Origin of the sequence: Pseudomonas sp. PS02302 (genome assembly GCF_029959585.1) — a bacterium.
Lineage (GTDB): Bacteria > Pseudomonadota > Gammaproteobacteria > Pseudomonadales > Pseudomonadaceae > Chryseomonas > Chryseomonas aestiva.
Window position 1 is genome coordinate 31020 of sequence record NZ_JASCON010000044.1, and the last position, 12899, is coordinate 43918.

Genomic DNA, 12899 nt, shown 5'->3' on the forward strand with positions numbered 1-12899 from the left:
TGACCGATGCCTTGATAAACGCTATCTATCACTCTTGGCGTAGAGCGCCTTGACCGCCTGGAAACAGGCATCGGCGACCGCCAGTCGGGGTTCGGTCCGACGAATGAGCAGGCCCAGGGGCGTCAGGGTACGGGCCGTGTCGATGGGGATCAGCCGCGCATGGGGAGTGAGACGGTCGAAGCCGCCGGCCAGGGGTACCACGGCGCAGCACAGCCCGGCATTGACCGCCTGCAGGAGCAGATAGACCGCGTCGGTCTCCAGCACCGGTTGCGGCGTCAGGCCCAGACTGCGAAAGCCGTGGTCCACCGACTGGCGGAAATGCATGGCGCCGGTCAGCAGGCCGAGTGGCAATCCGGCCACCGCCTGCCAATCCAGCGCGGCCTGGTCGAAGCTGAAATACCGCTCGTCATAGAGCAGGCCCATGCGCGTCTCGGTCAGGGTCAGGCTGTCGAAGCGCGCCGGATCCAGGTGTTCCAGGTAGGAGATGCCCAGCTCCAGGCGGTTGCTGGCCACGGCTTCGAGGATGCGCTCGGTGCTCAGCACCTGCAGCTGGAAGTGCAGCTTGGGGTGCAACAGGCGCAGGTGCTGCAGCAGCGGCATGGGATCGAAGCTGGCCAGCGGCACCAGGCCGACCCGCAGGGTGCCCACCAGTTGCCCCTGGAAGGCCTGGGCCTCGGCATAGAGCCCGTCGTGGGCGGCCATCAGGGTACGCGCCCAGGCGAGGATGCGCTGACCGGCCTCGGTGAACCCCTCGAAGCGCTGTCCGCGGCGCACCAGCTCCACCCCCAGCTCGTCTTCCAGGCCGCGCAGGCGCATCGACAGGGTCGGCTGGGTGACGTGACAGCGCGCCGCCGCCTGGCCGAAGTGCCGCGTCTCGTCCAGGGCGATGAGAAAGCGCAGCTGCTTGATATCCACCGATCTACTCCACTCTCGCCTGCTTTACCCCCTCTCCCCCTGGGAGAGGGTTGGGGTGAGGGTCATGCTTCAAGCGGGCAGTATCTCCCGATAATCCCGCACCGCCTCGAATTCCTCGCTGTCCTTGGGTCCGCGCCGGCTGTCCGGCTCGTGGATCGCCAGCAGGTGGGCGACCCCGTAGTCGCGGGCGCTGCGCAGGATCGGCAGGTTGTCGTCGATGAACAGGGTGCGCGCCGGATCGAAGGCGAAGTCGGCCTGCAGGGCGTGCCAGAACTGCTGCTCTTCCTTGGGGAAGCCATAGTCGTGGGAGCTGATCAGCCGGTCGAAATAGGGCGCCAGCTCGATGCGCTCCAGCTTCAGCGACAGGGAATCGCGATGGGCGTTGGTGATCAGCGCCACCCGCTTGCCGGCGCGCTGCAGGGCGGCCAGGAAGGTGTCGGCGTCCGGACGCAGGTCGATCAGGTGGGCGATCTCCTCCTTGAGTTCGCGCATGGAAAAACCCAGCTCGGCGCTCCAGAAGTCCAGGCAATACCAGGTCAGCCTGCCCTGGTGGCTGAAAAACAGCGGCTCCAGCTCGGCCTTGGCCAGCGCCAGGGACTGGCCGTGGCGCTCGGCATAGCGCTGCGGCAGGTACTCCAGCCAGAAATGGTTGTCGAAATGCAGATCAAGCAGGGTGCCGTCCATGTCCAGCAACACGGTATCGATACGGCTCCAGTCGAGAGGGGTCATGGTGACTCCGGATCATGTAACAGGCGGGTTATCATACCCGTCCGCCCAGCCCAGGAGCCGTCCATGCGCCAGAAACCCACTGTTCTCGCCCGACAGATCGTGGCCAAGAGCCGCCTGTTCACCGTCGAGGAGATGCAGTTGCGCTTCGCCAACGGCGAGGAACGCACCTATGAGCGCCTGGCCAACAAGGGCACCGGTCACGGTGCGGTGATGGTGGTGGCCCTGCAGGACGCCACCCGCGCCCTGCTCATCGAGGAATACTGCGGCGGCGTGGAAGACTACGAATTGTCGCTGCCCAAGGGCCTGGTCGAGCCGGGCGAAGAGATCCTCGCCGCCGCCAATCGCGAACTCAAGGAAGAGGCCGGTTTCGGCGCCCGCCAGCTGGAATACCTCACCGCGCTGTCGCTGAGCCCCGGCTACATGAGTCAGCGCATCCATGTGGTGCTGGCTCGCGACCTCTATCCGGAGCGCCTGCCGGGCGATGAACCCGAGCCCCTCGAAGTCAGCAGCGTCGACCTGCGCGAGCTGTCGCAGCTGGTGCAGAATCCGCGCTTTTCCGAAGGCCGCGCCCTGGCCGCCCTCTACCTGGTGCGCGACCTGCTCACCCAACGCGGAGAACTGCCGGCATGATGGCGCCTGTTTCCATTACCGCTCCGCTGGTACTCAACGTCATCGACCTGGTGCGCCAGGCCGGCGCGGCCATCCTGCCCCATTGGCGTCAGGGCGTGGCGGTGCGGCAGAAGAGCGACGACTCGCCGGTGACCGCCGCCGACCTCGCCGCCCACCGCGTGCTGGCCGATGGCCTGGCGCGGCTGACCCCGGACGTGCCGGTGCTGTCGGAGGAAGCCTGTGACATCCCCTTCGCGGCGCGCAGCACCTGGGACGTCTGGTGGGTGGTCGATCCCCTGGACGGCACCAAGGAATTCATCGATGGCAGCGAGGAATTCACCGTCAACGTGGCCCTGGTCGAACGCGGCCAGGTGATCTTCGGCGTGGTCGGCATCCCCACTCGGGACGTCTGCTTCAGCGGCGGCCGCGAACTGGGCGCCTGGCGCATCCAGGGCGAAGACGGCATCGAGATCGGCGTGCGCGTCCAGCCGGAAGACGCCTTCACCGTGGTCGCCAGCCGCCGCCACGGCAGTCCGGCGCAGCAGCGTCTGGTGGACGGGTTGGGCAATACCTTCGGCGAACCCAAACTGGTAAGCGTGGGCAGCTCACTCAAGTTCTGCCTGCTGGCCGAAGGCCTGGCCGACTTCTATCCCCGACTCGCCCCCACTTCCCAGTGGGATACCGCCGCCGCCCAGGGCGTGCTGGAAGGCGCCGGCGGCGAGGTCGTGACCCTGGACGGCCAGCCCCTCACCTACGAGATGCGCGAGTCCTTCCTCAACCCGCACTTCCTCGCCCTGCCTCGCGAGGCCGCCTGGCGGCAACAGGTGCTGGAGCTGGCCGGATCCTTGGGCGACGCCTGAGCCGCTAGGCCACGACCTTGGCCAGTTCCGGCACATCGCCGGACAGGCCCAGGGCGCGGCGGACGAACAGCGCCTTGGCTTCGAAGTGGCGATCGACCTGCTTGAGCGCGGCGTTGCGCAGCCAGCGCAGCGGCAGGCGGTCGTCCTGGAACAGGCGCTGGAAGCCTTCCATCGCCGCCATCATCGCCAGGTTGTGCGGCATGCGGCGGCGCTCGTAGCGTTCCAGCACCCGCTGTTCGGCGATGGATTCACCGCGCGCCTGGGCATGGCGCAGCTCCTCGGCCAGTACCGCGGCATCGAGAAAGCCCAGGTTGACGCCCTGCCCGGCCAGCGGGTGGATGACGTGGGCGGCATCGCCGATCAGCGCCAGGCCAGGTTCCACATAGCGCTTGGCATGGCGCTGGCGCAGCGGGATGCACAGCCGCGTGTCGCTGCATTCCACCTTGCCCAGACGCTGCTCGAAGGCCTCGCCCAGGGCCTGGCAGAAGGCCGCGTCGTCCAGGGCCATCAGCCGCTCGCCCTGCTTGGGCGTGCAGGACCAGACGATGGAGCACCAATGGGTATCGCCACCGCGGTCCAGCGGCAGGAAGGCCAGCGGGCCGTCGTCGGTGAATCTCTGCCAGGCGGTGCGCTGGTGCGATTCGGCGCAGCGCACGCTGGTGACGATGGCATGGTGCAGATAGTCCCACTCGCGGGTTTCCAGACCGGCCAGCCGGCGCACCGCGGAGGTGGCGCCATCGGCCGCCACCACCAGCGGGGCGCGGATCTGACGGTCGCCAGCCAGTTGCACCAGCCACTGGTCGCCGGAGCGGCGCAGCAATTCCAGGCGCGCCTCGGGCAGGAGCAGGACGTTGGCCTCGGCCAGGCGTTCGAGCAGGGCGTCCTGCACCACGCGATTCTCGACGATGTGGCCGAGCACCTCGGCATGCACGCTGGCGGCATCGAAATGCACGGCGCCGGTGCCGGAGCCGTCCCAGACGTGCATGGCCTGGTAGGGACTGACGCGGCGCGCGAGGATGCCATCCCAGGCGCCGAGGCGTTGCAGGATGCGTTGACTGGCCAGCGACAGGGCGCTGACCCTGGGTTCGAAGGGCAGGTCGCTTTCGACCGCGCCAGGGGTGAGCGGGCCGCGGTCGAGCAGCACCACCGACAGGCCGCTGTCGGCCAGGGCCAGGGCCAGGGCGCTGCCGACCATGCCGGCACCGACGATCACCAGATCCGCATGGGTCAGCATGCTCGTTTCTCCTCGCAGGTCAGGGACGGGTACCCAGGCCCATGGCCTGGCGGGCGAAGGCACTCTTGGCCGGCGGGCACAGCTCCAGGCCGACCAGGCCCAGGTTGCGTCCGGCACTGAGCCAGGGCCGACTGTTGGAGAACAGCCGGGTGATGCGATCGGAAAAGCCGATGGTCAGCTGCTGGTCCAGGCGCTGGCGCTGCAGGTAGTCCTGCAGGGTAGCGAAGTCACCGGGCGCCGCGGCGCTCTCCAGCAGGCACTCGGCCAGGCTGTCGACGTCGCGCAGGGACAGGTTGAAGCCCTGGCCGGCGATGGGGTGCAGGCTGTGGGCGGCATTGCCCAGGACCACCAGATGCGGACGGACCTGTTCGTTGGCCTCCAGCAGGGTCAGGGGATAGGCATGGCGGGTGCCGACCTGGGTGAAGCTGCCCAGGCGATAGCCCACCGCCTGCTGCAATTCGGCGAGAAAGACGGCATCGGGCGCCTGCTGCAGGCGCAGCGCCTCGCTGTCTGGCTGGGTCCAGACCAGGGCACTGCGCTGGCCCGGCAGGGGCAGCAGCGCCAGGGGACCATGGGGCGTGAAGCGCTCGAAGGCGCGGCCGCCATGACCCAGATTGGTCGAGACGTTGGCGATCAGCGCGGTCTGCTCGTAGAGGGTACGCCGCACCTCGATACCGAGGGATTCGCGCAGCGCCGAGCGCCCGCCGTCGGCCAGCACCGCCAGGCCGCACTCGAGGATGTCGCCATCATCCAGCTCCAGGCGATAGCCCTCGGCGACGGCCGTGAGGCTGCGCACCTCGGCCGGGCAGCGCCAGTCGACCACCTCGCGATCCAGCGCCTGCCAGAGCACCTGGCCGATCCAGGCGTTCTCCACCACATAGCCCAGCGCCGGCAGATTCTCCTCGCGGGCAAGCAGTTGAGTCACGCCGAAGCGGCCCTGGTCGGAAACCTGGATCTCGCGGATCGCCTCGGCATGTTCGGCCAGGGCGTCCCAGACGCCAAGGCGCTGGTAGATCAGCCGCGAGCCATAGGACAGCGCCGAGGAGCGGGCATCGTAGCTGGGCTGATAGGTGTCGCCAGGGGCGAAGGGCTCCACCAGCAGGATGCGCCAGCCGCGCGCCTTGGCGCCGGCCTGCAGGGCCAGGGCCAGGCTGGCGCCCACCAGGCCGCCGCCGATGATGGCGATATCAGGACGTTGCATGAGCGTTCTCCCGGCAGTCGCGCGCGACCGCCATCAAGCCTTCGATCTCCGCGGCCGCCTTGGGCAGGCCGGCGGTCAGCACCTCGCAACCAGCGCGTGTCACCAGAACCTCGTCCTCGATGCGGATACCCAGGCCGCGCCATTTGCGCGGCACCTCGGCCTCCGCCGGGATGTACAGTCCGGGCTCCACGGTCAGCACCATGCCCGGCTCCAGCATCCGCCACTGATCGCCGATGCGGTATTCACCGACGTCATGAACATCCAGCCCCAGCCAGTGACCGGCGCGGTGCATGTAGAACGGGCGACAGGCGCCCGCCTCGATCAGGTCGTCCAGTTCGCCCTGGAGCAGACCCAGGGCCAGCAGCCCCTCGGTGATGACCCTGACCGTGGCTTCGTGGGGTTCGTTCCAGTGCCGTCCGGGCGCCACGCAGGCGATGGCGGCCTGGTTGGCGGCCAGCACGATGTCGTAGAGCTGCCGCTGCTCCGGCGAGAAACGGCCATTGACCGGAAAGGTACGGGTCACGTCGCTGGCATAGCACTCCAGCTCGCACCCGGCATCGATCAGTACCAGATCACCGTCGCGCAGGGGCGCGTCGTTGGCCTGGTAGTGCATGACGCAGGCATTGGCCCCGGCGGCGACGATGGAGCCATAGGCTGCCAGCCGCGCGCCACCCTGGCGGAAACAGTAGTCCAGCTCGGCCTCTAGGTGGTACTCGCGCAGCCCCGGCCGGCAGGCCTGGATGGCACGCAGGTGGGCGGCGCAGGTCAGCTCGGCGGCGGCCTTGAGCAGGCGCACCTCGGCGGCCGACTTGTACAGCCGGCTGTCATGCAACAGGGTATCCAGCGCCAGCAGCTCCCGCGGCGGCGAGGCGCCCTGATCGGCCTTGGCGCGGATCAGCTCGATCCAGTTGAGCAGTTGCCGCTCGAATTCCGGATGGGCGCCCATGGCGTAGTAGACCCGCTCGCGCCCTTCCAGCAGTCCGGGCAGGATGTCGTCCAGATCGCCGATGGGAAAGGCATCGTCCGCGCCATAGTCCGCCAGTGCCCCCTCCTGACCGGCGCGCCGGCCCTCCCAGCGCTCCAGCTCCGCGTCCCGCTCGCGGCAGAACAGCAGATACTCGCCATGGGCACGCCCGGGAATCAGCACGGCCAGGGCCTCGGGTTCGGGAAAGCCGGTGAGGTACTGGAAATCGCTGTCCTGCCGATAGGGCTGCTCGATGTCGCGATTACGCAGGCACACCGGCGCGGCGGGCAGCAGGGCGATGCCGCCGTGGCCGATCTCCGCCATCAGCGCGCGGCGGCGACGGGCGAATTCGGCCTTGTGGATCCGCGGCATGGCCGCTCAGTGCACCACGGGCGCAGGTTCGGGAATGGGGCCGCGCCCGTATTCGCCGTACAGCAGCAGCGGAGCGACGCGCAGGTATTCGGTGACTTCCATGAAGTCGTTCTCGCCCTCTTCGCCTTCTTCGGCGGGCTCCTGGATCTGCGCGATGGCCGCCAGGTCCTCGAGCACCTCGCGGGCCTCGCCCGAGACCTCGCCGGTGCGCCCGGAAAGCCCGAAACCGGCCAGGAAGCCCTGGCACCACTGGCCCAGGGCGGCGGTACGCTCGGCCAGGGGGAAGTCGTCCGGTGGCAGCATCAGCACCAGGGCCACCTGCTGGCCGGCGAATTCCTGCTGCACCATGCCCAGCAGCCCCGACAGCGCCGCCTGCAGACGCTCGCCCGGCGCGCCACCGAGCAGCTCGCTGGCCGCGGCCAGCCAGTCGTTCTCGTCGAAACCCGCGGCCCCACAGACCCGCCCGAGCAGGTGACCTTGGAGTTCGGCGGGCGAGACCGGCAAAGCGGCCTCGGCGAGCAGGGTGGCGAAGGCGGCGTAGGCGGATGCTGAGCTGGACATGGCGTCGAGGTGAGGCGCTGGCTAGAATGAAGCCTTATCCTACGCGCTGACCCCGCCGGCGGCCAATCTCGTTGCACCCTTCTGGAGCTGTAGCCCTCATGCGCGAGTCTCGCGACACGCCCCTCGACGCCGATCTGGAAGCCCTCGGTGACCGTGTGGAGCGCCTGCTCCTGCGCCTCGAGGAGCTGCAGCGGCAGAATCGACAACTGCGCCAGGGCGAGCGCAACTGGCGCCAGGAGCGCGCCGAGTTGATCGAAAAGAACGAATTGGCCAGATCGAAGGTCGAAGCGATGATTTTACGCCTGAAAGCTTTGGAGCAGGACTCATGAGCATCGAGACCGTGACCGTCCAGATAATGGAAAAGGAATATCGCATCAGCTGCCCGGCTGACGAGCGCGCCAACCTGGAGAGCACCGCTCGCTACCTGGACGGCAAGATGCGCGAGATCCGCGCCAGCGGCAAGGTCATTGGCGCCGACCGCGTAGCGGTGATGGCCGCCCTCAACATCACCCACGAATTGCTGCACCGCCAGGACGACGTCAGCCTGGAAGTCAGCAGCACCCGCGAACGGGTCCGTGATCTGCTGGATCGCGTCGACCGGGCGCTGATCACCGAACACGACACCACCGCCTGACCGCCGACCGGAATGGGTGGGGGGTTTGCATCCCGGCTCAGGGGCGTATACTGGAGGTCACTCTCTGGTGTGTGCGCCAGTCGGTCATGTCCCCGAGCCGATAAGCAACACCCCGGGGGTTGCTCGTAAGACTGGTGTGCATGTCCGCTACGGCGGAAAGCCTAAAGGTCTACGACTTCTCCCACCTTGAACCAAGGGTTCAAGGGCTACACCGGCAGCGGCATTCCGGAGAGCTTATTTTTTCCATGACCACCCCGCCTTCTCCCGATCTCAGCAGGCCCGCGCTGCGCAAGCTCCTCCGCCAGCGACGTCGCGCCCTTACCCCCGTCCAGCAACGCCAGGCCGCTCGCCAGCTCTATCGGCAACTCGCCCAGCATCCGCTGTTTCGCCGTGCCCGGCATATCGCCTTCTATCTCCCCAGCGATGGCGAGATCGATCCGCGCCCGCTGCTCGAAGCAGCCCAGCGTCGCGGCAAGGCCACCTATCTGCCCGTGCTTTCGCGCTGGCCGCGAACGGCGATGATCTTTCAGCGGGTCGGTCGCGGCGAATCCTGGGTGCGCAATCGCTTCGGCATCGCCGAGCCGCGCCCGGATCGGCGCCTGGGTCGGCCGACCTGGGCCCTGGATCTGATCCTGATGCCACTGGTGGGCTTTGATCCCCAGGGCGGACGCCTGGGCATGGGCAAGGGCTTCTATGACCGCAACCTGGCCTACCTGGCGCGCCGGCGGCAGTGGCACCGTCCGCAGCTGATCGGCTGCGCCCATGAATGTCAGAAGGTGGAGCGACTGGCACTGGCGGCCTGGGACGTGCCCATGGCGGCCGTGGTGAGCGATGGCGACTGGTACGCTCAGCGAATGGGAGAGACGTCCCGCGTCGGCTGAGCGTCGCTGGTATAGCGGGCGTACTGCTGCTCGCTCTGGCGCTGCTCCCAGAAACTCTGGGTGTACCCGGTGGTGACCACGCCCAGGGTGAAGATCAGGACCAGCACCCACAACAGATCAGGTTTGCGTTTCATCGAGCTGGGCCACCCCCTTGCTGGCACCTTTGGGCAGGACAGGACGTCGCCCTGTTATGCTCAGCGCGTACGATCAGACTACATCCGGAATGGGCGGCATTCTGCGACAAGCGGTCGCCCCTTGCAATCGACCAGACCCTTTCCTGGAAGCTCCCGAGCCTCCATTCGTCAGGAGACGAACCGTGGCCTGCTGGCTGTTGAAATCCGAGCCCGATGAGTTCTCGCTAACCGACCTGGAACGCCTGGGCCAGGCGCGCTGGGACGGGGTGCGCAATTACCAGGCGCGTAACTTCCTGCGCGCCATGGCATCCGACGAACTGTTCTTCTTTCATCATTCGAGTTGCGCCGAACCGGGCATCGCCGGCATCGGCCGCATCGTCGGCGCGGCCTTCGCGGACCCTACCGCCCTGGACCCTGAAAGCCCCTACCATGCGCCCAAGGCCAGCGCCGAGGACAACCCCTGGACGGCGCGCCAGGTCGCCTTCGTCGAGGCCTTTCCGCGGGTGCTGACGCTGCCGCGCCTGCGCCAGTTGCCGGCACTCGCCGACTTCGCCCTGCTGCGCAAGGGCAACCGCCTGTCGGTGATGCCGGTCAGCCCGGCGGAGTGGACGGCGATCGTTGCCGCGGCGCGCGGCTGACCGTCGACCTCAGGGCTGGATGATCAGGTTGTTGAACAGCAGGTCCTCCACCAAGGGCTTGCCCTCCTCCTGGGTAAGGATGCTCTGCACCTGCTTGAGCGCCTCCTGGCGCAGTTTCTCGCGGGCGTCGACGCCCGCCAGGGTCTCATCGGTCTGCTGGGCGAAGAGCATCACCAGCTGATTGCGGATCAGCGGCTCGTGGAACTCCACCCTATCCTTGGCTTCCTTGCCGGTCATCATCAGGGCGATGTCGGCCTTGTAGTACTTGAGCTTGGGACCGCTGCCATAGTTGCCGACCAGCGCCGGGGTCAGGTTGTAGAACTCGGTCTTGGGGGCCTCCCCTTCCTTCTTCTCTTCGTTCGCCCAGACATTGAAGGCCAGGCAGAAGGACAGCAAAACGGCAGCGACGGCTTTCACGGCGAATCCTCTGGAGGTGAATGGCTGCAGCATAGCCAGCGGGATTCAAGGGGTCACCTCGAACCTGAGGGTTCCGATCACCTGGCCGACGTCCGTCACCACTTGCACCTGCCAACGGCCGGTCACGTCGCCGGGAAAGTTCTGCTTGTGGGTCCAGGCGCGATAACCGGCCTCGCGACCGCCGCTGATATCCAGCGGAATCCGATCCACCTCCTGACCGGCATGCCGCCAGACATGGTAGATGCGCTCGTTCAGGCCGCGCGGCGCATTGATGGCGGTGAAGGCATAGAGTCCCTGGGCACGCAGCTGGGCACTGCTCAGGCTCCTCACCGCATCGCCCGGCTGGCGCTTGAGGCTGTCGAAGTTGGTGCTCATGCCCATGTCGGTCAGCCACAGGGTGGCCGGCGGCACCCAGGCGCGACCCAGCCAGCCGAAGGCGCCGATGGCCAGGCACAGCCCCAGCAGTCCCAGCCAGCGCCAGCCCAGGCGTACCCGGAAGGCCACCGCCAGACTGGGAAAGGACAGCAGCACGGCGACGCCCAGGGCCAGTTCGTAGCTCTGGGTGGTGGTCAGGTGCAGGATGATCGGCAGGGCGGTGAGCAGCACCGCGAACAGGGTCAGGGTGTGGTAGCTGAGGAACACCCAGCGCCGCGGCGCCAGGGCCTTGTAGTAGAGCGGATCGATGATGGACACCAGCGCGGCCGCGCCGATCAGCCCGGTGAACAGCGCCTGGCCGCTGTTCCAGGCGGTGGTGATGGCAAAGAACGGCAGGCAGAAGAACAGGCTTTCCTGGTGGATCAGCTGGGTGGCGTAGCGCAGCAGCGGCGGCGGCAACTCCCAGCCGAAGCGGCGACTGATCCAGCCCCGCAGCACATTTTCCAGCATCAGCCAGACCCAGCTCGCCAGCATGACCACGGCCATTACCGGGGCGAAGCCCTTCTGCCGGTCCACCAGCAGGAAACTGCAGATCCCCGAAATGAAGCCGGCCAGGGCGATCAGCCGCGGATAGCGTTCGAACAGGGCGGTGGCCAGGTTCAGGGCGCGGGAGGACAGGACTTTCCAGGCAGGCATGACGACTCGTTAAAACGGCAGCAAAGACGCGCCACCCTAGGCGCGCAACCCCCGTAGATCAAGGGGGAATCCTGGCGCTCGCTGCCACAGGGCGGAAAAGCCTGTGCAGGCTGTAATATCATTGTAATATTCGAAAACGAACCTGGAATGTTCGCTTTCGATTAATACCTATAACAATACCGAGGCTCCCATGCTTGGAATCTTCGCCCCTGCGGCCCATCGCACGCCGCTGCCCGCCGATCGCATCGATCCCGTCTACCGCCGTCTCCGCTGGCAGATCTTCGCCGGGATCTTTATCGGCTATGCCGGCTACTACCTGCTGCGCAAGAACTTCTCGCTGGCTATGCCCTACCTGGTGGAGCAAGGCTACAGCCGGGGTGAACTGGGGGTGGCGCTGTCCGCGGTAGCCATCGCCTACGGCCTGTCCAAGTTCCTCATGGGGCTGGTCTCGGACCGCTCCAATCCGCGCTACTTCCTGCCCTTCGGGCTGGTGATGTCGGCGCTGGTAATGCTGCTGTTCGGATTCGCGCCCTGGGCCACCTCCAGTGTCAGCATCATGTTCGTCCTGCTGTTCCTCAACGGCTGGTTCCAGGGCATGGGCTGGCCGCCCAGCGGTCGCACCATGGTGCACTGGTGGTCGCAGAAGGAGCGTGGCGGGGTGGTCTCGGTATGGAACGTCGCCCACAACGTCGGCGGCGGCCTGATCGGCCCGCTGTTCCTGCTTGGCCTGGCCTGGTTCAACGACTGGCACGCCGCCTTCTATGTCCCGGCCGTGGTGGCCCTGGCAGTGGCGGTCTTCGCCTTCATCGCCATGCGCGACACCCCGCAGTCCTGCGGCCTGCCATCGGTGGAACACTGGAAACAGGACTTCCCCGAGGGCTACAGCGAAGGTCACGAACGCGAATTCTCCACCAAGGAGATCTTCGTCGAGTACGTGCTGAAGAATCGCCTGCTCTGGTACATCGCCCTGGCCAACGTCTTCGTCTACCTGCTGCGCTATGGCGTGCTGGACTGGGCCCCCACCTACCTCAAGGAAGCCAAGCACTTCTCGGTGGACAAGACCTCCTGGGCCTACTTCTTCTACGAATGGGCCGGCATCCCCGGCACCCTGCTCTGCGGCTGGCTCTCGGACAAGCTGTTCCGCGGCAACCGCGGTGCCACCGGCGTGGTGTTCATGCTCGGCGTGCTGGTCGCCACCCTGGTCTACTGGCTCAACCCGGAAGGCAATCCCGGCATCGATCTGGCGGCCCTGGTATCCATCGGCTTCCTGATCTACGGACCGGTGATGCTGATCGGCCTGCAGGCGCTGGAACTGGTACCCAAGAAGGCCGCCGGCACCGCCGCGGGCTTCACCGGGCTGTTCGGCTACCTGGGTGGCTCGGTCGCGGCCAACGCCCTGGTCGGCTACACCGTGGACCACTTCGGCTGGGATGGCGGCTTCATGCTGCTGATCGGCTCCTGTGTCCTGGCCATCGTCTTCCTGGCGATGACCCTGAGACACACCGGCATGGTGGCCAAGTCGGCGCGGTAGCGCCGATTGCCAAGAGTGGATGACGGCACAGCTTCATCCACTCTGGGTCCTGGTCGAAAACGCTTTGTGCTTTTCGATCAATCGCGGCCATGGGCCGCTCCTACAGGTAGAGCTTACCCGTAGGAGCGGCCCATGGCCGCGATAGGCT

The 12899-nt window shown here is 67.0% G+C and carries 16 protein-coding genes and 1 other RNA gene; 8 read left to right on the forward strand and 9 right to left on the reverse strand.

From position 1 onward, the window contains the following. Nucleotides 1–21: 21 nt before the first annotated feature. Together QMX82_RS15575 and yrfG are read right to left on the reverse strand one after the other, a co-directional pair. A complete protein-coding gene (locus QMX82_RS15575) occupies nt 22–915 on the reverse strand; it encodes a LysR family transcriptional regulator (protein ID WP_282285154.1) in 894 nt (297 codons plus the stop codon). Nucleotides 916–984: 69 nt separating this feature from the next. Then, nucleotides 985–1644, reverse strand: coding sequence for a GMP/IMP nucleotidase (gene yrfG / locus QMX82_RS15580; protein WP_282285156.1), 660 nt, complete (start codon nt 1642–1644; stop codon nt 985–987). A gap of 63 nt (nt 1645–1707) precedes the next feature. On the opposite strand from yrfG, the gene nudE reads away from it, so the two are divergent. Together nudE and cysQ are read left to right on the forward strand one after the other, a co-directional pair. Next, nucleotides 1708–2274, forward strand: coding sequence for an ADP compounds hydrolase NudE (nudE, locus tag QMX82_RS15585; RefSeq protein ID WP_282285158.1), 567 nt, complete (start codon nt 1708–1710; stop codon nt 2272–2274). Beyond that, nucleotides 2271–3113, forward strand: coding sequence for a 3'(2'),5'-bisphosphate nucleotidase CysQ (gene cysQ, locus QMX82_RS15590; protein ID WP_282285159.1), 843 nt, complete (start codon nt 2271–2273; stop codon nt 3111–3113). Before nudE ends, cysQ begins: the two co-directional genes overlap by 4 nt. Before the next feature lie 4 nt (nt 3114–3117). On the opposite strand, the gene QMX82_RS15595 is transcribed toward cysQ, so the two are convergent. The 4 genes from QMX82_RS15595 to QMX82_RS15610 are packed head-to-tail and all read right to left on the reverse strand — an operon-like array spanning nt 3118 to nt 7445. Then, the gene (locus QMX82_RS15595) at nt 3118–4347 is read right to left on the reverse strand and encodes a 2-octaprenyl-3-methyl-6-methoxy-1,4-benzoquinol hydroxylase (RefSeq protein WP_282285161.1); all 1230 of its coding nucleotides are present in this window, start codon (nt 4345–4347) and stop codon (nt 3118–3120) included. A gap of 19 nt (nt 4348–4366) precedes the next feature. After that, a complete protein-coding gene (gene ubiH, locus QMX82_RS15600) occupies nt 4367–5548 on the reverse strand; it encodes a 2-octaprenyl-6-methoxyphenyl hydroxylase (protein WP_208693137.1) in 1182 nt (393 codons plus the stop codon). Then, a complete protein-coding gene (pepP, locus tag QMX82_RS15605) occupies nt 5535–6884 on the reverse strand; it encodes a Xaa-Pro aminopeptidase (protein ID WP_208693138.1) in 1350 nt (449 codons plus the stop codon). Before pepP ends, ubiH begins: the two co-directional genes overlap by 14 nt. A gap of 6 nt (nt 6885–6890) precedes the next feature. Beyond that, complete coding sequence (locus tag QMX82_RS15610) at nt 6891–7445, reverse strand: UPF0149 family protein (protein ID WP_282285163.1); 555 nt, start codon at nt 7443–7445, stop codon at nt 6891–6893. A 98-nt stretch (nt 7446–7543) separates the two neighbouring features. On the opposite strand from QMX82_RS15610, the gene QMX82_RS15615 reads away from it, so the two are divergent. From QMX82_RS15615 to QMX82_RS15630, 4 genes are all read left to right on the forward strand, one after another. After that, nucleotides 7544–7774, forward strand: coding sequence for a TIGR02449 family protein (locus QMX82_RS15615; protein WP_007161334.1), 231 nt, complete (start codon nt 7544–7546; stop codon nt 7772–7774). Further along, nucleotides 7771–8079, forward strand: coding sequence for a cell division protein ZapA (locus QMX82_RS15620; protein ID WP_017639427.1), 309 nt, complete (start codon nt 7771–7773; stop codon nt 8077–8079). Before QMX82_RS15615 ends, QMX82_RS15620 begins: the two co-directional genes overlap by 4 nt. Before the next feature lie 58 nt (nt 8080–8137). Continuing rightward, nucleotides 8138–8315: non-coding RNA, 6S RNA (gene ssrS / locus QMX82_RS15625), on the forward strand. Nucleotides 8316–8324: 9 nt separating this feature from the next. Next, complete coding sequence (locus tag QMX82_RS15630; protein ID WP_280309797.1) at nt 8325–8960, forward strand: 5-formyltetrahydrofolate cyclo-ligase; 636 nt, start codon at nt 8325–8327, stop codon at nt 8958–8960. Here the strand turns inward: QMX82_RS15630 and QMX82_RS15635 are convergent. Continuing rightward, nucleotides 8927–9094, reverse strand: coding sequence for a hypothetical protein (locus QMX82_RS15635; protein WP_208693141.1), 168 nt, complete (start codon nt 9092–9094; stop codon nt 8927–8929). The genes QMX82_RS15630 and QMX82_RS15635 overlap by 34 nt on opposite strands. Before the next feature lie 182 nt (nt 9095–9276). Between QMX82_RS15635 and QMX82_RS15640 the strand changes: the two genes are divergently transcribed. Further along, nucleotides 9277–9732: an EVE domain-containing protein gene (locus QMX82_RS15640; protein ID WP_208693142.1), complete on the forward strand. Its 456-nt coding sequence runs from the start codon at nt 9277–9279 to the stop codon at nt 9730–9732. Between the two features lie 9 nt (nt 9733–9741). Here the strand turns inward: QMX82_RS15640 and QMX82_RS15645 are convergent, their stop codons facing one another. After that, nucleotides 9742–10149, reverse strand: a complete 408-nt coding sequence (locus tag QMX82_RS15645; RefSeq protein ID WP_261793911.1) for a flagellar basal body-associated protein FliL — start codon at nt 10147–10149, stop codon at nt 9742–9744. A 45-nt stretch (nt 10150–10194) separates the two neighbouring features. Further along, entirely contained in the window at nt 10195–11220 is a 1026-nt protein-coding gene (locus QMX82_RS15650; protein ID WP_208693144.1) for a DUF5924 family protein, read from the reverse strand. 190 nt (nt 11221–11410) lie between these two features. Here QMX82_RS15650 and glpT point away from each other — a divergent pair, with 190 nt between their 5' ends. Next, entirely contained in the window at nt 11411–12751 is a 1341-nt protein-coding gene (glpT, locus tag QMX82_RS15655) for a glycerol-3-phosphate transporter (protein ID WP_158890196.1), read from the forward strand. The last annotated feature ends 148 nt before the right edge of the window (nt 12752–12899 follow it).

Excerpts from the sequence above, each read along its gene's own strand:
- QMX82_RS15615 (WP_007161334.1), top strand. The coding sequence starts at position 7,544 with ATGCGCGAGTCTCGCGACACGCCCCTCGACGCCGATCTGGAAGCCCTC.
- QMX82_RS15650 (WP_208693144.1), bottom strand. The coding sequence starts at position 11,220 with ATGCCTGCCTGGAAAGTCCTGTCCTCCCGCGCCCTGAACCTGGCCACC.
- QMX82_RS15610 (WP_282285163.1), bottom strand. The coding sequence starts at position 7,445 with ATGTCCAGCTCAGCATCCGCCTACGCCGCCTTCGCCACCCTGCTCGCC.
- QMX82_RS15620 (WP_017639427.1), top strand. The coding sequence starts at position 7,771 with ATGAGCATCGAGACCGTGACCGTCCAGATAATGGAAAAGGAATATCGC.
- glpT (WP_158890196.1), top strand. The coding sequence starts at position 11,411 with ATGCTTGGAATCTTCGCCCCTGCGGCCCATCGCACGCCGCTGCCCGCC.
- ubiH (WP_208693137.1), bottom strand. The coding sequence starts at position 5,548 with ATGCAACGTCCTGATATCGCCATCATCGGCGGCGGCCTGGTGGGCGCC.
- cysQ (WP_282285159.1), top strand. The coding sequence starts at position 2,271 with ATGATGGCGCCTGTTTCCATTACCGCTCCGCTGGTACTCAACGTCATC.
- QMX82_RS15595 (WP_282285161.1), bottom strand. The coding sequence starts at position 4,347 with ATGCTGACCCATGCGGATCTGGTGATCGTCGGTGCCGGCATGGTCGGC.
- QMX82_RS15635 (WP_208693141.1), bottom strand. The coding sequence starts at position 9,094 with ATGAAACGCAAACCTGATCTGTTGTGGGTGCTGGTCCTGATCTTCACC.
- pepP (WP_208693138.1), bottom strand. The coding sequence starts at position 6,884 with ATGCCGCGGATCCACAAGGCCGAATTCGCCCGTCGCCGCCGCGCGCTG.
- QMX82_RS15630 (WP_280309797.1), top strand. The coding sequence starts at position 8,325 with ATGACCACCCCGCCTTCTCCCGATCTCAGCAGGCCCGCGCTGCGCAAG.
- nudE (WP_282285158.1), top strand. The coding sequence starts at position 1,708 with ATGCGCCAGAAACCCACTGTTCTCGCCCGACAGATCGTGGCCAAGAGC.
- yrfG (WP_282285156.1), bottom strand. The coding sequence starts at position 1,644 with ATGACCCCTCTCGACTGGAGCCGTATCGATACCGTGTTGCTGGACATG.